The organism is Bizionia gelidisalsuginis (genome assembly GCF_008086185.1).
GTDB classification, from domain to species: Bacteria; Bacteroidota; Bacteroidia; order Flavobacteriales; family Flavobacteriaceae; genus Bizionia; species Bizionia saleffrena.
This window is the reverse complement of the sequence record NZ_VSKN01000025.1, coordinates 1-23895: the sequence shown is the minus strand read 5'-3', so window position 1 is coordinate 23895 and position 23895 is coordinate 1. Positions and strand designations below refer to the sequence as shown.

Below are 23895 nucleotides of genomic sequence, written 5' to 3'. Positions count from 1 at the left end.
ATAACGCATTTTAATTCAAAATATTTAAAATCTTTCAGCAAATCCTTAAAATCTATATTGAAAATATCGTGCCAAAAATAAGGAAAATAAGAAATATAGAAGCCGATACTATAAAATTAGACTGTTTTCTTAGAATTGTTGTCCGATAATAAAATGCGTTTCCCAACCGTGTTTTTGTGTTTGCCCAGGAATATTATCGAAACCATGACCAAAGTCAATTCCCAATAGTCCAAAGGCAGGCATAAATATTCTTACACCAAAACCTGCTGAACGTTTAACATCGAACGGGCTATAATTTCTAAAGCTATCATAAGATCCACCAGCTTCTATAAACGAAAGAGCATAAATTTTAGCACTTTGTTTTAAAGTAATAGGATAACGTAACTCTAAAGAAAATTTATTATAAATAGCACCTCCATCCTGCGTAGATAACGCTTGGTTAGGATACCCTCTTAACGCAATAGACTCTCTACCATCTAAACTGTAGCTTCCTAGACCATCTCCTCCAACAAAGAAACGCTCGAAAGGAATAACTCCTCGATCTTGGTTATAAGCGCCTAAGAAACCAAATTCTACGCTTGATTTAAAGACAAACTTATCGACTGCTTTTGTATACCATTCTCCTTTAAATTTAACTTTGTAGAATTCTAACCATTTAAAACGTTCTTGGTCAATTTCCGACACTCTAGTTCTAGCTTCGCTTCTAACAACAGTAGAATTTTCTGGGTTGTCTTCTATTTCTCGGTTCGTATCTCTTTCTTCTTTTAATGCAGAATAGTCTGTGTTATTAAGTAAAGAGTAAGGGATAGACATTTTTGCGGTTACACTAAAGTTAGACCCTCCCATAGGAAACACAGGATCGTTGAACGTGTTGTTTCTACTTAACCCTACGGTGTAGGCTAAGTTGTTAGAGTAGCCGTCTCCAAAGGTAAATAAACCGGTATTATAGTTTTGTAAATCGTAATGTTGAAAACTTACCGCTTGAGACAATGTGAAATAATCGTCTGGAACGGATAAGCGTTTGGCTAAACCAAATGTAATTCCTGTAATATTAAAACGCTTGTCTTTATCTGCATCTCTAGTCTGTGGATTGTATAAAAATTGTTTAGTATGCGAAACAGACGTTGAAAACTGTACGGGTTTTTTTCCTCCTAACCAAGGCTCAGAGAATGAAAAGCTATACGTTTGGTAAAAACGACTCGCTTGTAAACGCAATGCTAATTTTTGTCCGTCTCCCGAAGGAATTGGCTTATATGCGTCTTTATTAAAAATGTTTTTTAAGGAAAAGTTATTAAATGATAACCCTAAAGTACCAATAAAACCACCACCACCGTAACCACCTTGTAGCTCGATTTGGCTAGATCCCGACTCAACGACAGCGTATTCCATATCTATAGAGCCTTCGTCTGGGTTGGCGTTTTTAAAGTTTGGAGATAACTGCTCTGCATCAAAGAAACCTAATTGACTTAATTCTCTTACCGTACGTACCACATTAGATTTACGGTATAATTCTCCCGGACGCGTTCTTAACTCTCTATAAATAACGTGGTCGTTTGTTTTTTCATTGCCTACAACGGTAACTTTATTAAAGTAGACGGGTTTACCCTCTACAATACGAATCTCCATATCGATTACATTCCCTTCGGCATTGGTTTCTACAGGGTTAATGCTAGAGAATAAGTAACCGTTATCTTGGTATAAGTTTGTAATGTCGTCGCCATCTGGTTTTGTGTTGTCAGCAATTCTTTTTTCTAATAAAACACCATTGTAAGTGTCTCCTTTTTCTATGCGAAGTTTACGCCTTAAGAAATCATCAGAATATACGGTGTTACCAATAAAAGAAATATCGCCAAATTTATATTCATCGCCTTCTTCCAAGGTAATTGCTAAACTAATAGTCTTTTTGTCTTCTTTTATTAAGGTGTCTGCGGTGATACGTGCATCTCTATATCCGTTTTCTTTGTATAAATTAACAACGCTTTCTAAATCCTCTTTATACTTTTCTTCAATGAATTTAGAGCGTTTTAAAAATCGTAAAAAGAACTTTCGCTTTGTGTTCTTCATCGCTTTTCTAAGTTTTTTATTACTTAGAACAGAGTTACCTGTAAAGGTAATATCGCTAATTTTTACTTTCTCACCTTTGTCTACAGAAAGCACCATATTTACTCTTGCTTTCTGTATAGAATCTTCTACAGTGAATGTGGTTATGTTTACTTTGGTATTTAAATACCCCTCTTTTTTATACTTATTCTCAAGGTAGTTTTTGGTGGTGGTAATTAAGTTTTCGGTAACCTTAACGCCTTTTTCAAGTTTGTTATCTTTAATTAACGATTCTTTTTTACCTTTCTTAATACCCGCAATTTTAATGTCGTTAAGTTCTGGTAAATCCGATAGTCTAATTTCTAAATACGCCGAATTGCCTTCCACTTTTATTAAGTAGATTTCAATATCATTAAACAAGTTAGAGTTCCATAGCTTTTTTATGGCTGCACTTATTTCTTCCCCTGGAATTAGGACTTCTTTGCCCTTTCTAAGTCCAGAATAGGTGATAATAGTCTGTGCGTTAAAACTGGTATTACCTTTTACGGTAATATCTGCTAAAGTGTATTTTTCACCGTTAGCATACGAAAGGTTTTGTGCTGTTGCAATTTGGCTTGATATTGTAAATAATACAAGTAATGCGAATTTTAGTAATGTTTTCAAAGATAATTTTTTAGCTAATTTGTTCACTTGTTTTCCCAAATCGTCGTTCTCTATTTTGATATTCAATAATAGCATCATACAAATGTTGCTTTTTAAAATCTGGCCATAAAACCGGCGTAAAATATAATTCTGCGTAGGCTATTTGCCATAGTAAAAAATTACTAATACGTTGCTCTCCGCTGGTGCGTATTAATAGATCTACATCTGGTAAATTTTGCGTGTAAAGATGCTCATTAATAATTGATTCATCAATTTTTTCGACAGAAATTATATTATTTTTAACTTTAACACTAATTTCTTTAATAGCGTTAATTAACTCTTCTCTCGACCCGTAACTAAGGGCTAAAGTAAGCGTCATTCTAGTATTGTTTTTTGTAAAATCAATAACCTCATTCAGTTCTTTATAGACTTTTTTTGGAAGTAATTTAATGTTTCCTATAGCCTTAAGCTTAATGTTATTATCAGTTAATGTTTTTATTTCTTTTTTTAATGAAGAGACTAAAAGGCGCATTAGTGTGTCGACTTCAACTTTAGGGCGGTTCCAATTTTCGGTGGAAAACGCGTAAAGTGTTAAGTTCTCTATGCCTAATTGTGCCGAAGCTTCTACGGTTTCTCGCACAGACTTCGTTCCTCCTTCGTGTCCAAAAGCGCGAAGCATTCCTTTTTGTTTAGCCCAACGCCCGTTGCCATCCATTATAATAGCGAGATGTTTGGGCAATTTGCTTGTATTTATTTTTTCTAAACTCAAAATTAGTTGGGGCAAAAACAAGGGTTTCTACCAAAGGTATAGGTTAAGGTAACACCCGTAAAAGTGTACCAGTCGTTATTATTTATATTTCCGAAGCTTTTAGACTCCATTAGGTTTTCGCTATCTGGAACGCTGCCGTCGAGCTCGTCTGAGAACGTGTAGCGCGCGCCTACTTCTAGCGCCAGAATAAACTGAGAAGAAATAGAGGCTTTAAATCCTAAAATTAACGGTATTCCATAAGCAAAACTAGAGGTTTCTTCACTCACCACTGTACCATTATTAAAATAAAAATTATCGTGTTTTGCAATACTTATTCCTGAATATAGATAGGGAGTAGCAACAGGTCTGCTGCTATGTAAATCGAAATCTAAAAATGTAAATTCCATTCCTGCCGATAATTCTACGATCTGATTGGTAAATTCATATCCGCGATCTTTTCTTCCTAAATCATCAGACTTGCTGTCTAAACCTTCTAATTCTGAAAACAGCAACGATACGCGCCAAGAGTGTCTCGGACTTCTATTCCATTTGTAGATGCCACCAATAGCCAACTGACTTGGTGAAATGTAACTGGTGGAACCAACATCGCCAATAAAATTACTTCCCCCAACAAACACACCTAATTCATGTATTTGTGCAGAACTTAATTGTATGCTAAAAAATGTTATTAATAAAATAGAAATATATTTCATAGATGTTCAAAAGTTTGCAAATATAATAAACTAAGATTAGCCTATGCCAATTTGAATTAAATAGTTATAGGTTTTAAAACAGATTTCTTAGTTAATTATTGTTTAATTTCTCTTGTCTTCGCCCCAAAGTAATTTTTTACGTAAAGTGGTTAAAAAGCTTTCATAATGTAACTCGATCATATTAATCGTGAAATCGGCTTTTTTTATGATGATACTTGTGTTGTTACTTAAGGTTATTATTCTAGAATCTAACGACACCAAATAATAATCTTCTCTCCCGTTTACTTTTAATTCAATTTTAGTAGCATCTTTAATTACCAAAGGTCTTGCGCTTAAATTGTGCGGGGCAATAGGCGTTAATACAAAGCTAGAGGTGTCTGGTGTTATAACAGGCCCGCCACAACTTAAGGAGTAACCAGTAGAACCCGTAGGTGTAGAAACAATTAAACCATCACTCCAATACGACGTTAAATATTCGTCGTTAAGTTTTGTGTCTACAGTAATCATTGAGGTTGTGTTCTTTCTGCTTACTGCGATTTCATTTAATGCAAAATTTAAGTCTTTAAGATCGCTGTTTTCCTCTGAGGTTTCTATAGAAAGTAAGGAGCGTTTCGATATTTTGTAGTTTTTATTAAATATGTGCTTAATAGCATCTTCAATCTCGTCGTGCTGTATGGTTGCTAAAAAACCTAAGCGTCCAGTATTAATACCAACAATGGGGATGTTTAAATCTTTAACGTAAGTAATAGCTCTTAAAATAGTACCATCACCGCCAATACTAACCAGTAAATCGTAAGTCGTATCTAATTCTGAAAAGGTTTTAGTCTGTAAAGGAAAATGAAACTCGTCTTTAATAGCATTGAAAAACTCTGTTTCAATAGCTATCGATGCTTTGTGTTTTAATAAAGCATCAATTAAAACCTTTGTAGAATGGATTGAATGCTTTTGGGGAAATTGACTATAAATAGCAACTTTCATAAACTATATGTTAAGATATTTATTTAAATAATCTGAGCGTTCTTTTAATCCTTCAATATAACTATCTTCCTCGTGGCCAGAAATAATATGGTAACTGTAGCGTCTAAAAGTTTGCATAATTTCGCTAAGTCCAGTACTGGTGATTTTTAATGTAATTTGAGCAATATCATTTTCAATTTTAGAAATAAATGCACCTAGCAATTTTCCATCGTTAGATTCTACAATCTGACTAATTTCACTAAACGAATAATCGGCTAGTCCTTTTTCTATAATTAAAACCGCTCCAGCTTCAGCAAAAAATGGGGTTTCATTAAATAAGCTAATAATATCATTGAGTTCGTAATAGCCCAAGTATTTATTTTTCAAACTTAGAATGGGCATAATATTGCATTTGTTTTGTGCAAAAGCTTCTAAAATATCTAACCAATCGGTAGTGTCGCGAACAAAAAAGCCTTCCGCAGCATAAGCACAATCTTTAATTTGCTTCCGACTTTCGAAACAGTGCACATCGGTTTCCGATAGGCATCCCAAATACACATCATCGTCATTTTTTATAGGTATATGGGAATAGGTTAACTGAGTAAATAGCAATTGTAAATCGCTAATTAAATCGGTGTTTTTAAGGGGTTGTATGTCGTTTATTACGTATTGTGAAAGATTCATCATAGGTCGCGTTAACTTTGTGCAAATTAATTAAAATTTAATACACTTACGTAGTTCTACTTTGTATTTTTGTGTTTTAAATACTTCAAAATATGACAAAACTTAGTGTTAATATAAATAAGATAGCCACTTTAAGAAATTCTAGAGGGGGCGATATGCCTAATGTTGTGCGGTTTGCGAAAGATGTTCAAGTTTTTGGTGCAGAAGGTGTAACCATTCATCCTAGACCAGACGAACGACATATTCGCTACCAAGATGCTTACGATTTAAAATCTGTGGTGCACACCGAGTATAATATTGAAGGAAATCCAATCCAAAAATTTATGGATATGGTTTTAGAAATAAAGCCAACACAAGTTACTTTAGTGCCAGATAGTATTACTACTTTAACCAGTAATGCGGGCTGGGATACAATTAAACATAAAGATTTTTTAGCCGAAGTCATTCAGACATTTAAACACAACGGGATTAGAACGTCTATTTTTGTCGATCCTGAAATACGCCAAATTGAAGGCGCAGCAAAAACGGGCACTGATAGAGTAGAATTATATACGGAAGCTTTTGCACACCAGTATAGTTTAGGCGATACAAAAGCTATTTTGCCCTATACTAAATGTGCAGAGGTGGCCAATACTTTAGGTCTAGGTATTAATGCGGGTCACGATTTGTCTCTAGAAAACATCGCCTTTTTTAAAGCAAATATTCCGGGATTATTAGAAGTGTCTATAGGACACGCGTTAATTTCGGAAAGCTTATATTTAGGTGTAGAACACGTTATAAATAGTTATTTAGAAAAATTAAGATAATGCAATTACATTCAAATATTTTAGGTGAAGGTAAGCCGTTTGTTATTTTACACGGTTTTTTAGGAATGAGTGACAATTGGAAAACGTTGGGGAAAAAGTTTTCTGAAGCTAATTACGAAGTACATTTAGTAGATCAAAGAAATCACGGTAGAAGTCCGCATAGCGACGATTTTAATTATGAAGTACTCGTTGACGATTTAAAACACTATTGTATAGAACACGGTTTAAAAGATATTATTCTTTTAGGGCATTCTATGGGTGGAAAAACGGCAATGCTTTTCGCAACTACGTATCCAGAATATGTTTCGAAGTTACTGGTTGCCGATATTTCACCACGATTTTATCCCACACATCACGACGCTATTTTAAAGGGATTGAAATCGTTAGACTTTGAGGTGTTAACTAGTCGCGGAGCAGCCGACGAGCAGATGGAACATTATGTGCCCGATTTTGGAACACGACAATTTTTACTTAAAAACCTCTATTGGAAAGAAAAAGGTAAATTAGCATTACGAATGAATTTAGACGTACTAACCAATCAAATTGATAACGTTGGCGAGGCGTTACCGGTGCACTCTAAATTCGAAAAAAACACGTTATTCTTACGGGGCGACAAAAGTGACTATATTGGGCCTCAAGACGAATCTATTATTACCTCGCATTTTGTAAATGCATCTATTGTAACGATACCAAATGCAGGACATTGGTTACACGCTGAAAACCCCAATGCGTTTTACGACGCGGTAATTCAATTTATTAAATAACAATCCAAATCAAACAATCAAATACGCAAAACTTATGAAATTAATTTTTAGACTTTTATTAAGCGCTATAGCTGTTGTGGTGTTAGCAAATGTACTTGGAGGTGTTTCAGTTGATGGTTATGGTACAGCAATTATTGTGGCACTTGTACTCTCTATTTTAAACTTATTAGTAAAACCTATTTTAGTTATTTTAACCTTGCCAATAACCATTGTTACTTTAGGGTTGTTTTTGTTAATTGTTAATGCGGCGGTTATTTTACTAGCCGATAGTTTAATCTCAGGGTTTTCGGTAGACGGTATTTGGTGGGCTGTGCTGTTTAGTATTTTACTATCTGTACTGCAGTCGTTTTTACATTCATTATTAAAAGACGACTAATAACTAGCGAAAAAACAGAGTCTTAAAAATAAAATGAGACTGAAACACAAGGTGTTAAAAACTTTGATAGAGTGTAAAAAAGTAGTACTTTTGCACTCTATTTTTATTTAGTAAAAAAGTGAATTACTAACGCCTATATATTATTCAAAATGAATATTACAAGAGAAAACATAGATGCATTAAATGCAGTAGTAACAGTAGATATCGCAAAGGACGATTACAGTAATAAAGTTGAAAAAATCTTAACAGATTATAAGAAAACTGCTGACATTCCAGGATTTAGAAAAGGCCAAGTGCCAATGGGAATGGTTAAAAAGCAATACGGTAAAGCGGTATTAATAGAAGAGGTAAATAAATTACTTAAAGAGTCTTTAAATAATTATTTATCGACAGAGAAGTTAGATGTTTTAGGACAACCACTTCCAAAAACACAAAACGAAATTAATTGGGAGGCCGACGATTTTTCTTTCGAATTTGAATTAGGGTTAGCTCCAAAATTTGATGTTGATTTAAAAGGAGAGAAGGCAATCACACATTATAAAATTATAGCCGACGATAAAATGATCGACGAGCAAGTAGAACGTGTCCAAAAGCAATATGGAAAACTAGTTTCTCAAGATACCGTTGAAACAGATAGTGAAATTTCTGGTGTTTTTAAAAATGAGGAAGAAGGCATTGTAAACGCTGTAACTATAACTTTAGAGAAATTTAACGAAAAAGCAACAGGAAAGAAATTTGTAGGTGCTAAAGTAGGCGATGTTATAACCTTAAAAACTAAAGGGCTTTACGAAGACGATCATGAATTAATGGACGCTCTTAAAGTAGAGCACGATAAAGCACACGGTTTAGACATTGAAGTGACTTTTGAGATTACAGAAATCAACGAAAGAGAATTAGCAGATGTAGACCAAGAGTTATTCGATAAAATGTTTGGTGACGGTGTTGTAAAATCAGTTTCAGAATTAAAAGCTAAGATTAAAGAAGATGCTGAAAAGCAATTCGTACAACAATCAGATCAAAAATTATTAAATGACATTACAGAATATTTAGTAGAAAATACAAAGTTCGACTTACCGTCAACATTCCTTCAAAAATGGATGCAACAAGCTGGTGAAACAGAGCTATCTGAAGCGCAAGGTAAAGAGGAGTACGAGAAGTCTGAAAAGAGCTTGCGTTACCAATTAATCGAAGCGAAATTAATGGAAGCAAACGGTATAAAAATCGATTTTGAAGAAGTTAAAGAAAACGCTAAGACAATGATTAAAATGCAAATGGCGCAATTTGGTCAGTTAAATCCTTCAGATAAAGAATTAGAAGATATCGCTGCGCGTGTCTTATCTAATCAAGAAGAGGTGAAACGTATTTCAGAACAAGTTGTAAGTCAAAAACTACTTAACCTATACAAAGAGAAAGCAAACGTGAAAACTAAAGAATTAACTTACGAAAAGTTTGTTAAAGAAGTTTACGGCGATAAATAAGCAGTCTTTTTTTAAAGAATTATCATTATCTTTAGGCGTTGAAATGTTATCGTTTTAACGCCTAAAATTTTTCAGTTAAATTCAACTTAAAAAGTTTTACAACCACTGATTTAATGGTAAATTAAAAAAATAATCTTGTAAATATTACAGGATATATAACTCAATTATAAAGCAATAGTTACACTATGGATTACGGAAAAGAATTCGAAAAATTCGCAATAAAAGACCAAGGGATTAACAGTATGTACTACAATAAAATTATTAGTAGTATGTACCCACAAGACCTGACTCCAAATATTATTGAAGAACGCCAAATGAATGTTGCTATATTCGATGTGTTTTCTAGATTAATGATGGATCGTATTATCTTTTTAGGAACAGGAATTAACGACCAAGTTGCAAATATTATTCAAGCACAACTTTTGTTTTTAGAGAGTACAGATGCTAATAAAGACATACAAATATATATTAACTCTCCAGGAGGGGGTGTGCACGCAGGATTAGGTATTTACGATACAATGCAATTTATAAAACCAGACGTAGCGACAATTTGTACTGGTATGGCAGCCTCTATGGGAGCTGTGTTATTATGTGCAGGTGCAGCAGGAAAACGTAGTGGATTAACGCACTCTCGTGTAATGATTCATCAACCATTAGGTGGTGCTCAAGGTCAAGCTAGTGATATCGAAATTACGGCAAGAGAAATCTTAATCTTAAAAGAAGAGTTATACAATATTATTAGTAAGCATTCAGGTCAAGATTTCGATAAAATATACAAAGATAGTGATCGTGATTACTGGATGAAATCTGATAAAGCGAAAGAATACGGAATGATCGACGAGATTTTAGTTCGTAGTTAATAAATAAAAGAATACAAACTGCTTTTCTTGTATTAGGGGAGCAGTTGTAAAATACAAAGTATGGCAAAGGAAGAATTAGAATGTTCATTTTGTGGTAGGAAAAAGCCAGAAACTAGCTTATTAATAGCCGGGTTAGATGCGCATATTTGCGATCGTTGTATCGAGCAAGCTCACGGCATTGTGCTAGATGAGTCGAAACAAACGGACAATAGCGACTTGTCGGCGGAATTAATGCTAAAGAAGCCACAAAAAATCAAAGCCTTTTTAGACGATTATATTATCGGGCAGGATTACACCAAAAGAGTGATGTCTGTGGCCGTTTATAATCACTATAAGCGTTTATTACAGCCCGTAAGTAAAGACGATATCGAGATCCAAAAATCGAATATCATTATGGTTGGGCAAACAGGTACAGGTAAAACATTAATAGCAAAAACTATTGCAAAAATGTTAAACGTGCCTTTAGCTATAGTAGATGCGACTGTTTTAACCGAAGCGGGTTATGTTGGTGAAGATGTAGAAAGTTTATTAACACGTTTACTTCAAGCAGCCGATTATAACTTAGAAAAAGCAGAAAAGGGAATTGTTTTTATAGACGAAATAGATAAGATTGCACGTAAAGGTGATAATCCGTCTATTACGCGCGATGTCTCTGGAGAAGGAGTGCAACAAGGGTTGTTAAAACTTCTTGAAGGTACTGTAGTTAATGTACCACCTAAAGGTGGGCGTAAGCATCCAGACCAGAAGTTTATCGAAGTAAATACAGAAAACATCTTATTTATTGCAGGTGGTGCCTTTGATGGTATTAATAAAGTGATTTCAAAGCGACTAAATATGCAAGCGGTTGGTTATAGTGCTTCTCTAAGCGATAATAACATTGATCACGATAATTTATTGCAATATATTATTCCTAGGGATTTAAAAGACTTTGGTTTAATACCAGAAATTATTGGTCGTCTTCCAGTGCTAACACATATGAATCCGCTAGATGCGGAGACATTGAGGGCTATTTTAACAGAACCTAAAAATGCCATTATTAAACAATATAAGAAGTTGTTTGAAATGGACGAAATAGATTTAAGTATCACCGAAGGTGCCTTAGGTTATATTGTAGATAAAGCTATCGAATATAAATTAGGAGCTCGTGGATTACGTTCTCTCTGCGAAGAAGTATTAACCGATGCGATGTTCGAATTACCAGGAACAGACGTAAAGGAATTAAAAGTAACAAAAATTTACGCAGAAGATAAATTATCGAAAACAACGCTTAAAAAGTTGAAAGCCGTGTCTTAAAACGTAAAAGTATATACTACTAAAACCCTTTCATTATTATATTGAAAGGGTTTTTTTATACCGTCTTTGTAAAAATTCTGATTTTAAGAAGTGTAGCGCACTACAAAAAAGTTTATTCCTAAGTATTGTGTTCAGCCCACTAAATTAGTTGACCTAAAGAGGGTGATTTCTATATAAAAACTAAAAATTAAACGTAAAAATTGTCGTCACTAGCGCCGTCGAGGTCTCAATCGGTTCTTAAAAAAATAGATTAGCTCTTTTATTGTGTACGTAATTAAATTTTAGACTTATCTACCTTAAAGGCTATTTGTTAATACAAAGTCTAATCCTTGTTCGCTCGTTCTACTCCAGATATACTAAAGCTTACATCGCGTTGGTTCATAATTTTACATTTAAAAAACATAAATATGGTGCCCCCTTTAAATAATAGATAGAGACTTAAATTTATAATGGAGAACAACTAAATATCTGTCTAAAATAAACAGAAAAAAACCACCTATAATAAAGTATAAGTGGTTTTACTGGTTTCATTTCTTAGAATAAAAACTAACTCAGAATTCAAATGAAAGTTTAAAATTATTTATTATTTCCTAAAAATATAAATAAATACTTGATAATCAAAATATTATAAGTTAAGTTTTTTTGTGGACAGGTAACTTAATGGTTCAGTGCTAATAAATCTTCCATAAAATTTCTCGAATTCGATAATCGTGGTATTTTATGTTGGCCGCCAAGTCTATCATTTTTCTTAAGCCAATCATAAAATAAATGCGACCTTGCAATATTAATTTTAGGCTTTTTTAAGGTCATATTATTATAACGCTTCGCTTCGTAATCCGAGTTTAAAGCTTTTAAGGCATTATCGAACAATTCATTAAAATAATCAATATCTTTTGGAGGCGTTTTAAACTCGATAAGCCATTCGTGAGCTCCTTTTTCTTTGCCCTCCATAAAAATAGGAGCCGCCGTATAATCTATTATTTCAGCAAATGTTTTTTTACACACGCGTTTTAGTGCTTCTTCGGCATTTTCTATAATTAATTCTTCTCCAAAAACATTTATGTGGTGTTTAGTCCTTCCGGTGACTTTTATTCTGTAGGGATCTACCGAAGTAAATCTTACGGTATCTCCTATATTATAGCGCCATAAGCCGGCATTTGTAGTAATAATTACCGCGTAGTTCTTTCCTTGTTCCACTAAGCTTAACGGAATTGTTTTTTCGTTTAGAGTGCCATAAACATCCATCGAAATAAACTCGTAGAAGATACCGTAATCCAACATTAATAATAATTCGCTAGAGTTGTTACGGTCTTGAATGGCAAAAAAGCCTTCCGAAGCATTATAAATTTCATAATATCTAAAGTCACTTCGGGGTAAAATACTTTTGTATTGTTCTACATACGGATTAAAGCTTACGCCCCCATGAAAGTAAACTTCTAAGTTGGGCCAAATATCAAAAACAGAGTCCTTATTGCTATGATCTAAAACGTTGTTAAGTAGAACTAACATCCATGAAGGAACACCCGCTAAACTCGTTACATTTTCGTTAGTTGTTTCGTTAACAATGGCAGCCATTTTGGTTTCCCATTCACTTAATAAAGACACTTTACTACTTGGTGTACTGCTGTATTCTGCCCAAAACGGCATATTATCAATTAAAATAGCGCTTAAATCACCAAATACAGTGCCGTTTTCTTTGTACAATTCTTTACTCCCTCCAAGTCGTAAACTCTTGCCATTAAATAATTGTGAGTCTTCATTATTATTTAAATACAGACACAGCAAATCTTTACTTGCTGCATAATGGCACTCTTCCAAAGACTCCGAACTTACAGGAATAAACTTGCTTTTTGCATTAGTTGTACCGCTAGATTTTGCAAACCATTTTATTGGGCTTGGCCAAAAGATATTATGTTCACCTTGTCTAGAGCGCTCAATATTGGCGTGGTATTCTTCGTAGGTTGAAATAGGAACGCGCTCGCAAAACTCTCTGTAACTTTTTATGGATTCAAAACCATATTTCCTACCAATTTGTGTGTCTTTTGCAGTATAAAGTAAACTAAAAAGTAACTCGTTTTGTACTTCGTTTGGGTATTTTAAAAAGAGATCTATTTGATGAAATCGTTTCTTTAAAAACCAGGAAGCAATTGAATTTACTAAAGGTATTGGCATATTTTTAAGTATCTTTAAGTTCTAAAAATAAGACTTTTTTTTATGACCTACCAAGGTGTTCTCACAAAAATGAAAACTGAATATGCAAAGCCAGTTCAGTATTATTTAATTTTCGAAAATGATTTTATCAATTTTAATCAATTACTTAACAAAACCATTCAAATTGAGTTTGTTAAGCATCAATGTTTAAATTGTAGTTTAGATAAACCTATTTACAGACAGGGGTTTTGTAAAAGTTGTTTTTTCGATATTCCTCAAGCGGCAGATTGGATTATGAGACCTGAATTAAGTACGGCACATTTAGGGCAAGAAGATCGTGATTTGGAGTATGAAAAAAAAGTACAACTAAAACCACATATTGTATACCTAGCAAATTCTAGTAATGTAAAAGTAGGGGTTACGCGAAAAGGGCAAGTACCAACGCGATGGATAGATCAAGGAGCACACGAAGCCATAGAAATTGTTGAGGTTCCCAACAGGTATTTAGCCGGAATTACAGAGGTCGCTCTAAAAGAACACGTTGCCGATAAAACCAATTGGCGAAAGATGTTGAAGAATGATATTGAAGATGAAAACCTAATAAGCTGGCGCGAAAAACTGAAGCCGTTTATACCCGTAGAAGTCTTAAATTTTTATATTGAAACCAATACCGAGACAGAAATACAATTTCCAGTATTGCGTTATCCTGTGAAACCTAAAAGTTTAAACATAGAAAAACAACAGCGGTATCAAGGCGTTCTAATGGGTATAAAAGGGCAGTATCTTATTTTTGAAGACGATACCGTTTTTAACATTCGAAGCAATGAAGGCTTAGTTGTAACTATTTCAGTGATATAAACGAAAAAAACTTCGTATTAAAAAATACGAAGTTTTTTATATATGATAAATACTAAAAACGATTATACGTTTTCTGCGTCTCTTAATCCTTGGATATAAGATGCTTTCTGGATCTTACGTCTGTTTTTTACAGAAGGCTTAGTAAAGAACTGGTTCTCTCTTAAGTTTTGCATTACTTTAATGTTTCTGTGTTTTCTCTTGTAACGTTTTAATGCACGTTCTATGTTTTCTCCGTCTTTTATTTCAATTCTTAACATCTGCGTAAATTATGTGTGTTCTTAAATTTAGGTTGCAAATATATGCTTTACATTTTACTTCACATAATTTAGTGAGGTATTATTTTAATGTATTACATATTTAATAAACAGTGTCTTTCACCGTTATTTGCTCGCTCTCTTGTTTTTTCTTTCTATTCTTACCAAAAAGGTTAAGAATATCCTTTACAGGATTTTTAGTCGATTCCGTAGAATCCTTTGTGTTGTTTTGTCCAGAGCCACTATTCCCACTTAAAATATCTTTAATAGCCTCTTTAATCGGTGCGTTATTTTTAGTGGTTGTCGAGTCTTTTGTCGAAGCCGAGTTCCCACCTATAGCATTACCTATAATGTCTTTAATTTTATCTTTTCCAGAACTAATAAGCTTTTGTTTTTCAATTTCAATAAGCTGCTGAGTTAAATTTTTAACACCGCTTGTTAAATCGGTATTTATTTTAGGATTTGTAAAGGTACCATTAATACTTGCAGTAATTGGAATTGAGATCTTATTTACTTCATTATCATTAATTTTCCCGATAAGTCTATTAACATCACTCCCTAAATATTTAGCTGGAACATTAAATACTGCGTTGTAATTCATTGTTTTATCAAAACCGTGAGAGCCGTCAACCGTTATACCAATATCTTTATAACTTAAATTAAAAGGTGAAATATGTACTTGTCCGTTTTCAAACTTTAAGCTTGTTTGTAAATCTTTTAAATCCAAATTATCAAAATCTATAAAACTAAGAGCACCGTTTAAAGCAGATAATAATTTGGCGTTTTTAGGTTCTACTTTTGTGGTTAATAATTCGGCTAATGCGCCACCAGAAATGGTACTCATAATAGGGGTGAAGTCATTTCCTAAATCGCCAGATAGCGTAATAGCACTATTCAGCTTACCTTGTAAAGCGTTTGCAACAGGGGCGATATTTTTCAACATATCTAATCCGTTAAATGATTCCGCGATGTCGAAATTTTTCATTCCTAAATCCATATTAAATTTAGGGGTTTTGTTTCTTGTATCGATAGAACCACTCATTGTTAAGTTCCCTTTAAAGACATCCGAAGACACCTCGTTCAAAAGTGCCTGTTCGTCCTGAAGTGCTAACGCACCCTTTACATTGGTTAATTTGATGTTATCATAAATCACGGTTTTTGCATTTACAGTTATATTACAATCTAAAAATGCAGGTATTTTAAGTGAAGTTGCTGGTTCTGTGCTTTGATTGACTGGTTGATTGGTACCGCCTTCAATCATAAAATCGCTCACCACAAAACGATTAGAAGTTACATTGAAGTTTCCTTTTAATTTTTTATCACTTAACACAAAACCTAATAAATTATTAATGGTACCGGTCGCATCCAAATCCGACTGGCCTGTTTTAGCTTTGAAATTATCTAAAGTAATAGTGCCTGGTTTAAAATTTATTTCTGCTCTGTAAATTTCGATCGGGTTTACAATATCTGCAGATGCGAAGACAAAATCACTTAATTCAACGCGACCGGTATTTTTAATACGTTCGTAAGCATTCGTTTCAATGGCATTCATATCGAAACTCGTGTTTACATTTGCTTTAATAATTCCTTTGAGTTCGTTCTTTAAAGCTATAGGATACGCTTGCGAAATGTTTGCTAAATTCAAAATTCCATCTAGTTGGGCGTTTACTAACATATTCTTTGTTAAGTTCTTTAAACTCGCCGAAGCTTTAAAAACATCTTTATCAATTCTAAAATTAAGTGTTTTAATATCGACATACGTATCGTCTATAGTTCCGGTGGTGTTTAAAATAGAAGCATCGATACTAATATTATCTACACGTTTTGGAAGATCTGGATATTTAAACGACGCGTTGTTAGAGAGGATTTTAATATCTAGTGTTGGTATTGTGGTTTCGGTAACTTGCCCTTTTATCTTTCCGTTAATTTTAAAGTTTCCAGTGGTTTCAACATTACTAATATTCTTGGAGTACGTTTCTGGTATTACCGCTAAGAAATCTTTAAAAGTAGAGCCAGGATTTTGGAACGTTATATCAATATCTTGACCGTTTTCTAAAAGTTGTATATGCCCTTGGAATTCAATTGGCAAGTTGTTAATTAAGGCCTTGTTCTCTTTAAAAGTATACTTGCTGTGCTCTAAATCCAAATCAATTAAAGCTTCTAGTTTCACTCTATTGTTGCTTAAATATTCCGTGCTATCCATACTAAAGGTTACGTTCGCTTCGGTATGTGTGTCTAATTCAGAAAGGGTTTCAGAAAATCGACCTTTACCAGAGTGGTTAAGCTCGGTAATGTACATTTTAATGTTAGCCTGCTCATCTAAATACGTTAACGCACTATTTTTAATACCGTAAGATTCAATATCTAAAGTAAAGTTGTTTTTAGAATCTTCTGGTTTTGTAACAGTAGCATCTGTTACTTTTGCAATGTCCCAGTTAGAATCGCCGTACGTGTTTGTTTTCAAGGTTAACAACGTCTCGTTTAATTGAATCGCATTAATCTTAATGGGGGCATCATCTGCTTTTTTAAAGAGTTCTTTTACCGACATATCAAAAGATAAACTTTTAATAGAGGCAAGCGTTTCACCTTCAAAAGGCGCGAAATTTGTAATGACTAAATCGTCTACCGTAACATTAGCTTGCGGAAAACTGCTAAGGAAACTTAAGCTTACATCGGTAAATTCTACTTTTGCATTCACGCTATTGTTTATAAAATTACGGGCCATGTTTTTTATTTGAGACTGAAAAACGAACGGTGCCGCCACTAATAGTAAGACAATAATAAGTAAGGTAATTCCTGTTATTTTTAATATTTTTTTCATTGATAGTTTATGGTTGTTATATTGAAAATATACGCAAAAATGAACTATAAAGACCTGAGATGTCGTTATTTTAAGATAAATTTATAATAAGAGTAACGCTTCATTACCTTTTAAATAGAAGCGCTCTTTAGACACGTAAATATAGCGGTTTTTAAAGGGAGTGTAATTAGGAAACAAAGACTGTAGAGAAGAGTCTGCTGTATAATAAATCTATAAGACGACGTAATTATAAAAGTGAAGGAAGCGCAATTAAGAGTGTGCCGATAACGTGTCAACAAAAAAAGGTGTAAATAATTAAAGTTGAAACAACACCTATCGTAAAAAGAAAATATTTACATACAGTATGTGGCAGTGGTGTCATTTACTGCCACAGCAATATGAGAGCGCATTACTTATAACTTTGTCTTAGCATTTAAAGGCATTTATAGGTTGAAACGGGAAGGTTTTCTAAAAAAAAGAGCGTACCACTATTTTTCAAAATTAAAGTTGTGAATAAATAGAGTCGAAATATTAAAACGAAACGTTTTACTTTTAACTATTTTTGCCAATACTTATGCTTCAACCACAAAAAAAAGTTTACCTATCTATAGGCAGTAATAAAGGCGACAAATTAAAACATTTGCAAAACGCTATCGATGCTATATATAAGAGAATTGGTGTCGTGAAATCGATATCTAAGGTGTTCGAAACGCCAGCTTTAGGTTTTGATGGCGACGAGTTTTTTAATGCGTGTTTATTAGTGGAAACGGCTTTAAAACCAAACATAGTACTTCAAGAATTATTACTTATAGAAGCGAAGCAAGGTCGCACTAGAACTAAAAAAGAAGGATACGAATCGCGCGTTATCGATTTAGATATCTTATTTATTGAAGATGCTATAATCGATACAAAATTACTACAAGTGCCTCATCCTGAATTACAAAACAGACGTTTTGTGTTAGAGCCTTTAGCTACAATAGCTTCGAAGTTGATGCACCCTAGTCTTCAAAAAGAAGTGTCGGTTTTATTAGAGGAGTGTCCTGACGATAGTAAATTGCAACCGATAAATAAATGGTTGAAAAACCCGAGTAAAAGACATCCGTTTTCCAATTACAATTATATCGCAATTGAAGGTAATATCGGCGCCGGAAAAACGAGCTTGTCTACAATGATAGCAAACGATTATAATGCAAAACTTATTTTGGAGCGTTTTGCCGATAATCCGTTTTTACCTAAGTTTTATAAAGACGCTCAGCGTTATGCTTTTACTTTAGAAATGTCTTTTTTGGCCGATCGCTATCAGCAAATTACCGACGACCTTTCGCAACTCGATTTGTTTAAAGACTTTATTGTTAGTGATTACGATATTTATAAATCGCTTATTTTTTCGAAAATAACCTTACCGGAAGAAGAGTTTAGGTTGTATCGGAAACTATTTTATTTAATGTATAAAGATATCGCGAAACCGGAACTGTACGTGTATTTATATCAAAATACAGAACGGTTAAAAGAGAACATTAAAAAACGCGGACGCAAATACGAACAGAATATTGAGAGTGACTATTTAGAAAAGATTAATTCTGGCTATTTAGAATTCTTAAAAACCCAAACCGAATTTAATGTAAAAATCATCGATATTTCACACCGCGATTTTATAAAGAATCGAGAGGATTATCTTTTTATATTGGATGCTATTTGTAATGGTAATTAACTAAAGCGCTTTTAGTTTACTAAACACATCCCAAACCACAACGCCACAACTAACAGAGATGTTTAAGGAGTGTTTGGTGCCAAATTGCGGGATTTCGATAACATAATCGCTAGAATTAACTACGTTTTGCGCCACACCTTTTACTTCGTTACCAAAAATTAAGGCGTATTTTTTATTAGCTTCTGGAGAAAATGTGTCTAGCATTATAGCATTCTCCGCCTGCTCAATACTGCAAATTGTAACGTTGTCTGCTTTTAATTTAGCAATCAATTCTAAAGTGTCTTCTACGTGTTCCCAAGCAACAGTGTCTGTGCTTCCTAAAGCTGTTTTATGAATATCTTTATGTGGTGGCGTTGCAGTGATGCCGCAGAGATAGACTTTTTCAATTAAAAAAGCATCGCTTGTTCTAAATACAGACCCAATATTATTTAGGCTTCGTATATTATCTAAAACAATAATAAGTGGTGTTTTAGTAGCCGTTTTAAAATCGGTAACCGTGAGGCGGTCTAACTCACTGTTTTTTAATTTTCGCATACATTTTTAATTCTAAATTATGGCGCTATATTTCGCAGTAATTTACGTCTTTCGGTTTGTGAATAATTATAAATAACTTACTAGCAATTGACTTCAAAAAAAATCAATATTTAGTTACATTAGCAAACATACTCAAAAACACTAATCCATTGGCAAAAAAGACTAAAAAAGTATCCCCTTTAATGCAGCAGTATAATGCAATAAAAGCAAAATACCCTGATGCCTTATTACTATTTCGTGTAGGTGATTTTTACGAAACCTTTGGTGCAGACGCCATTAAAACGGCCGAAATTTTAGGAATTATTCTTACCAAACGCGGCGCTGGAAGTGACAATGAAATTGAATTAGCAGGATTTCCGCACCATTCTTTAAACACGTATTTACCAAAACTGGTAAAAGCAGGCAAACGCGTCGCTATTTGTGACCAATTGGAAGACCCAAAGCAAACAAAAAACATTGTAAAACGCGGTGTTACCGAATTGGTAACTCCGGGTGTGGCCTTAAATGATGAGGTTTTACAGTCTAAAACTAATAATTTTTTATGTTCGGTGTATTTTGGTAAGCATACTATTGGTGTCGCTTTTTTAGATATTTCAACAGGAGAGTTTTTAACAGCACAAGGTAATCAAGAATATATCGATAAGTTGCTTCAGAATTTTGGACCCAGTGAGATTTTAGTGTCCAAACAAAAGCGTCTTGAGTTTAACGAGGTCTTCGGAAAAGATTTTCATACCTTTAATTTAGAGGATTGGATTTATCAATTCGATTACGCTAATGAAACCTTACTAAAGCACTTCAATACGAAATCATTAAAAGGATTTGGAGTTGAAGATTTAAATGCTGGGATTATTGCTTCGGGGTCTATTCTACATTATTTAGGCGAAACGCGACATAGCAAATTAGACCATATTGCTGCGATTTCTCGTATTGCCGAAGATGAATACGTGTGGATGGACCGCTTTACAATTCGTAATCTTGAATTGTATAATTCTAACAATAATAATGCAGTTACGCTTTTAAATGTTATTGATAAAACCATTTCGCCAATGGGCGGTCGTTTGTTAAAGCGTTGGTTGGCCTTGCCATTAAAAAACGTGACTAAAATTAAACAGCGACACGAAGTCGTTTCATTTTTAAAGAAAAATAAGACCGAGCATCAAAAGATTCAAAACCATATTAAACAAATAGGAGATATTGAGCGCTTAATTTCTAAAGTGGCCACTGAAAAAGTAAATCCGCGAGAGGTTATTCAGCTTAAAAACTCTTTAGAAGCGATTGTACCCATAAAAATACTAGCAGCGGCTTGCGAGAATGAGTCCTTGAAAATTATAGGAGACAATTTGCAAGGTTGCGATGTGTTGCGTCATAAAATTAAAGAGACTTTAAATGAAGAAGCGCCAGTAAATGTTTTAAAAGGAAACTCGATTGCTGAAGGGTTTTCGGCAGAATTGGATGAGCTGCGTGCTTTATCAACATCAGGAAAAGAGTATTTAAACGGTATGTTGAAGCGCGAAAGTGAACGTACCGGAATCACATCCCTTAAAATTGCAGCCAATAATGTTTACGGGTATTATATAGAAGTACGAAATACACATAAAGATAAAGTGCCGCCAGAATGGATACGTAAGCAAACTTTAGTTAATGCCGAGCGTTATATTACCGAAGAACTCAAAGAATACGAATCTAAAATTTTAGGTGCCGAGGAACGCATTTTAGCGATCGAGCAAAAAATATTTGCTGATTTAGTCGCGTGGATGAGTCAATATATCAAGCCCGTACAGCAAAATGCCTATTTAATTGGTCAGTTAGATTGTTTGTGCGGCTTTGCACAATTGGCAAAAGACAATAACTATTCGTATCCTATTATAAACGACACTCAAGATTTGCAAATTACAAAAGGAAGGCATCCTGTAATAGAGAAGCAATTACCTATAGGGGAAGCCTATATTTCTAACGATGTGTTTTTAGATCGCGAAACACAACAAATTATTATGATTACCGGACCTAATATGTCGGGTAAGTCGGCCATATTAAGACAAACGGCTCTTATTGTATTACTAGCGCAAATAGGAAGCTTTGTGCCTGCAGAAGAAGCTAAGATAGGTTTAGTCGATAAAATATTTACTAGAGTAGGGGCGAGCGATAATATTTCTATGGGTGAATCGACCTTTATGGTAGAAATGAATGAGACCGCGTCCATATTAAATAATATAAGTGAACGTAGTTTGGTGCTGCTAGACGAAATTGGTCGTGGCACGAGTACTTACGATGGTATTTCTATTGCTTGGGCCATTAGCGAGTACTTACACGAACATCCTGCACGCCCCAAGACGTTATTTGCAACACATTATCATGAGCTTAATGAAATGACTGAAACGTTTGCGAGAATTAAGAATTTTAATGTCTCGGTAAAAGAATTAAAAGACAATGTGCTTTTTTTAAGAAAATTAGTAGAAGGTGGTAGTGAGCATAGTTTTGGTATTCACGTGGCAAAATTAGCAGGAATGCCACAGCAAGTTTTACATAGAGCCAATACCATTTTAAAGAAATTAGAGAAGTCGCATTCTAGTGAGGAACTCACAAATAAAGTAAAAATAATAAAAGATGAAATGCAACTCAGTTTTTTCAATCTAGACGATCCGCTACTAGAAGAGATCAAACAACAAATATTATTAACTGATATTGATACACTTACGCCGGTGGAAGCTTTGATGAAATTAAACGAGATTAAGCGAATGCTGATTAGCAAAAAGTAAAAAATAAAAGTTTTTTAAAATTTCTTTTGAAAAAGCTTTGGTAATCGTAAAAAAGTACTAAATTTGCACTCGCAATAGCGATATTGCTTGTTCATTAAAAGACTGCGAAAGTAGCTCAGGGGTAGAGCATCACCTTGCCAAGGTGGGGGTCGCGGGTTCAAATCCCGTCTTTCGCTCTGATATTTTATTGAAAATATTCCACGCTCGGGTGGTGGAATTGGTAGACACGTTGGACTTAAAATCCAATGTCCATTAGGACGTACGGGTTCAAGTCCCGTCCCGAGTACTAAAGCCTTTATCAAAAAGATAAAGGCTTTTTTTATACCTAAAATTTAAATTAAAACAAAACTGGATAAAAATAAAAAGACCATAAAATTAAGCAGGGTCTTTCTTATTATACAATACAGTGGTTGCTATTATTTATCGTCTGCAACTTTTTCCATTTTTTTCATTCCTTTATCTAGTTCTTCTTGTGCTTCTTTGGCATTTCCGTCTTTCATCTCATCATTATAATCTTCAGTCGCGTCACGGCTAATTTTCATATATCTTTCTAGCGTTTCATTAACCTCTTCTATTAAATCATCGTATTGTTCGTTTACTTCTTCTAAATCGCGTCTAAACTTGTCTTCATTTGTATTGTCTTCAGACATCAATTTCTTGTAGTCTTTTTCTAAATCGGCTATATCTTGGATCAAGGAATATTTTTGGGGAGTGACATAAATTAGGCATATAATTTAGTAAGTCTAAACAAGAAAAACTTAACATCTCTTACGCCTCTAAACATCGACCTGAACTCTTTGATTTTTGCATTAAAAGATTCCGCGGAAGCATTGGTGCTCCTGTTGTTAAAATAATTCAAAATTGGTTTGTAATGGATTTGTATAGACCTTGCAATGGTATTGAAGGACTTAAAATTTGAGTTTTCTACTTCGTTATACCACTGAGCCAATTTTAGTGGATCAAGGAATATTTTTGGGGAGTGACATAAATTAGGCATATAATTTAGTAAGTCTAAACAAGAAAAACTTAACATCTCTTACGCCTCTAAACATCGACCTGAACTCTTTGATTTTTGCATTAAAAGATTCCGCGGAAGCATTGGTGCTCCTGTTGTTAAAATAATTCAAAATTGGTTTGTAATGGATTTGTATAGACCTTGCAATGGTATTGAAGGACTTAAAATTTGAGTTTTCTACTTCGTTATACCACTGAGCCAATTTTAGTCTTGCTACATCTTTATTCGTATTGTTTTCATATATATAACTTAGTGCTTGAGCTAACTAATAAGTTTTTTTAAGGGTTGAATATAAGTCAAATGGTATTTTAGGTCTTTCTATTTGTCTTGCAGTCCATTTGGTCTTTGGTTTAAATAGCAGATATCGACTCCTGGCCAGCAACTGTCTATGGGTATCTCCGTTAGCGAGAAGTTCTGGTCTATGCGTTTTTTCTGTTTTTCTAGCTTCTTCAATA

The 23895-nt window shown here is 34.0% G+C and carries 20 protein-coding genes, 2 tRNA genes and 2 pseudogenes; 11 read left to right on the top strand and 13 right to left on the bottom strand.

Going from position 1 to position 23895, the window contains the following annotated elements; all coding sequences use genetic code 11:
- Nucleotides 1-129: 129 nt before the first annotated feature.
- From ES677_RS13380 to ES677_RS13360, 5 genes are all read right to left on the bottom strand, one after another.
- On the bottom strand, nucleotides 130-2781 hold the full coding sequence (locus ES677_RS13380) for a BamA/OMP85 family outer membrane protein (protein ID WP_148381499.1): 2652 nt from the start codon (nucleotides 2779-2781) through the stop codon (nucleotides 130-132).
- Nucleotides 2714-3397 carry an isoprenyl transferase gene (locus ES677_RS13375; RefSeq protein WP_394348789.1) on the bottom strand — a complete coding sequence of 228 codons (684 nt, stop codon included), beginning with the start codon at nucleotides 3395-3397 and terminating at the stop codon, nucleotides 2714-2716. The genes ES677_RS13380 and ES677_RS13375 overlap by 68 nt, the downstream gene beginning before the upstream one ends.
- Nucleotides 3398-3453: 56 nt before the next feature.
- Nucleotides 3454-4143 (bottom strand): type IX secretion system protein PorG, encoded by a 690-nt coding sequence (gene porG, locus ES677_RS13370; RefSeq protein WP_148381498.1) that lies wholly within the window; start codon nucleotides 4141-4143, stop codon nucleotides 3454-3456.
- A 102-nt stretch (nucleotides 4144-4245) separates the two neighbouring features.
- Complete coding sequence (locus ES677_RS13365; RefSeq protein ID WP_148370095.1) at nucleotides 4246-5121, bottom strand: NAD kinase; 876 nt, start codon at nucleotides 5119-5121, stop codon at nucleotides 4246-4248.
- Nucleotides 5122-5124: 3 nt separating this feature from the next.
- Nucleotides 5125-5784 (bottom strand): CBS domain-containing protein, encoded by a 660-nt coding sequence (locus ES677_RS13360; protein ID WP_148381503.1) that lies wholly within the window; start codon nucleotides 5782-5784, stop codon nucleotides 5125-5127.
- Between the two features lie 92 nt (nucleotides 5785-5876).
- On the opposite strand from ES677_RS13360, the gene ES677_RS13355 reads away from it, so the two are divergent.
- The 6 genes from ES677_RS13355 to clpX all read left to right on the top strand — a co-directional run bounded on the left by ES677_RS13355 (nucleotide 5877) and on the right by clpX (nucleotide 11361).
- Nucleotides 5877-6590, top strand: a complete 714-nt coding sequence (locus ES677_RS13355) for a pyridoxine 5'-phosphate synthase (protein ID WP_148381497.1) — start codon at nucleotides 5877-5879, stop codon at nucleotides 6588-6590.
- Nucleotides 6590-7354, top strand: a complete 765-nt coding sequence (locus ES677_RS13350; RefSeq protein ID WP_148370093.1) for an alpha/beta fold hydrolase — start codon at nucleotides 6590-6592, stop codon at nucleotides 7352-7354. Before ES677_RS13355 ends, ES677_RS13350 begins: the two co-directional genes overlap by 1 nt.
- A gap of 34 nt (nucleotides 7355-7388) precedes the next feature.
- Entirely contained in the window at nucleotides 7389-7730 is a 342-nt protein-coding gene (locus ES677_RS13345) for a phage holin family protein (RefSeq protein ID WP_148381496.1), read from the top strand.
- Between the two features lie 149 nt (nucleotides 7731-7879).
- Nucleotides 7880-9208, top strand: coding sequence for a trigger factor (tig, locus tag ES677_RS13340; RefSeq protein WP_148370091.1), 1329 nt, complete (start codon nucleotides 7880-7882; stop codon nucleotides 9206-9208).
- A gap of 185 nt (nucleotides 9209-9393) precedes the next feature.
- Nucleotides 9394-10068: an ATP-dependent Clp endopeptidase proteolytic subunit ClpP gene (gene clpP, locus ES677_RS13335; protein WP_148370090.1), complete on the top strand. Its 675-nt coding sequence runs from the start codon at nucleotides 9394-9396 to the stop codon at nucleotides 10066-10068.
- 60 nt (nucleotides 10069-10128) lie between these two features.
- Nucleotides 10129-11361 carry an ATP-dependent Clp protease ATP-binding subunit ClpX gene (gene clpX, locus ES677_RS13330; protein ID WP_148370089.1) on the top strand — a complete coding sequence of 411 codons (1233 nt, stop codon included), beginning with the start codon at nucleotides 10129-10131 and terminating at the stop codon, nucleotides 11359-11361.
- Between the two features lie 657 nt (nucleotides 11362-12018).
- Here the strand turns inward: clpX and ES677_RS13325 are convergent.
- On the bottom strand, nucleotides 12019-13533 hold the full coding sequence (locus tag ES677_RS13325) for a GH3 auxin-responsive promoter family protein (RefSeq protein ID WP_148370088.1): 1515 nt from the start codon (nucleotides 13531-13533) through the stop codon (nucleotides 12019-12021).
- A 42-nt stretch (nucleotides 13534-13575) separates the two neighbouring features.
- On the opposite strand from ES677_RS13325, the gene ES677_RS13320 reads away from it, so the two are divergent.
- Nucleotides 13576-14370 (top strand): DUF2797 domain-containing protein, encoded by a 795-nt coding sequence (locus ES677_RS13320; protein WP_148370087.1) that lies wholly within the window; start codon nucleotides 13576-13578, stop codon nucleotides 14368-14370.
- A gap of 62 nt (nucleotides 14371-14432) precedes the next feature.
- On the opposite strand, the gene rpsU is transcribed toward ES677_RS13320, so the two are convergent.
- A complete protein-coding gene (rpsU, locus tag ES677_RS13315; protein WP_148370086.1) occupies nucleotides 14433-14627 on the bottom strand; it encodes a 30S ribosomal protein S21 in 195 nt (64 codons plus the stop codon).
- A 100-nt stretch (nucleotides 14628-14727) separates the two neighbouring features.
- The gene (locus tag ES677_RS13310) at nucleotides 14728-17445 is read right to left on the bottom strand and encodes an AsmA family protein (protein WP_148381495.1); all 2718 of its coding nucleotides are present in this window, start codon (nucleotides 17443-17445) and stop codon (nucleotides 14728-14730) included.
- Between the two features lie 553 nt (nucleotides 17446-17998).
- On the opposite strand from ES677_RS13310, the gene folK reads away from it, so the two are divergent.
- Nucleotides 17999-19135, top strand: coding sequence for a 2-amino-4-hydroxy-6-hydroxymethyldihydropteridine diphosphokinase (folK, locus tag ES677_RS13305; RefSeq protein WP_148381494.1), 1137 nt, complete (start codon nucleotides 17999-18001; stop codon nucleotides 19133-19135).
- On the opposite strand, the gene ES677_RS13300 is transcribed toward folK, so the two are convergent.
- Nucleotides 19136-19669 (bottom strand): RNA methyltransferase, encoded by a 534-nt coding sequence (locus tag ES677_RS13300; protein ID WP_148370083.1) that lies wholly within the window; start codon nucleotides 19667-19669, stop codon nucleotides 19136-19138.
- Nucleotides 19670-19818: 149 nt separating this feature from the next.
- Here ES677_RS13300 and mutS point away from each other — a divergent pair, with 149 nt between their 5' ends.
- From mutS to ES677_RS13285, 3 genes are all read left to right on the top strand, one after another.
- Entirely contained in the window at nucleotides 19819-22425 is a 2607-nt protein-coding gene (gene mutS / locus ES677_RS13295) for a DNA mismatch repair protein MutS (RefSeq protein ID WP_148381493.1), read from the top strand.
- Nucleotides 22426-22529: 104 nt separating this feature from the next.
- Nucleotides 22530-22601 (top strand) — tRNA-Gly (locus ES677_RS13290).
- A 26-nt stretch (nucleotides 22602-22627) separates the two neighbouring features.
- Nucleotides 22628-22711, top strand: a tRNA-Leu gene (locus ES677_RS13285).
- Nucleotides 22712-22841: 130 nt separating this feature from the next.
- On the opposite strand, the gene ES677_RS13280 is transcribed toward ES677_RS13285, so the two are convergent.
- The 4 genes and pseudogenes from ES677_RS13280 to ES677_RS15515 form a co-directional block, all read right to left on the bottom strand.
- A complete protein-coding gene (locus ES677_RS13280) occupies nucleotides 22842-23120 on the bottom strand; it encodes a hypothetical protein (protein ID WP_148381492.1) in 279 nt (92 codons plus the stop codon).
- A 26-nt stretch (nucleotides 23121-23146) separates the two neighbouring features.
- Entirely contained in the window at nucleotides 23147-23422 is a 276-nt protein-coding gene (locus ES677_RS13275; RefSeq protein ID WP_148381491.1) for a transposase, read from the bottom strand.
- Nucleotides 23415-23693: pseudogene (locus tag ES677_RS13270) on the bottom strand (transposase); the annotation flags it as partial. The pseudogene ES677_RS13270 and the gene ES677_RS13275, both read right to left, overlap by 8 nt.
- Nucleotides 23694-23705: 12 nt before the next feature.
- A pseudogene (locus ES677_RS15515) lies at nucleotides 23706-23895 on the bottom strand (ISAon1 family transposase); the annotation flags it as partial.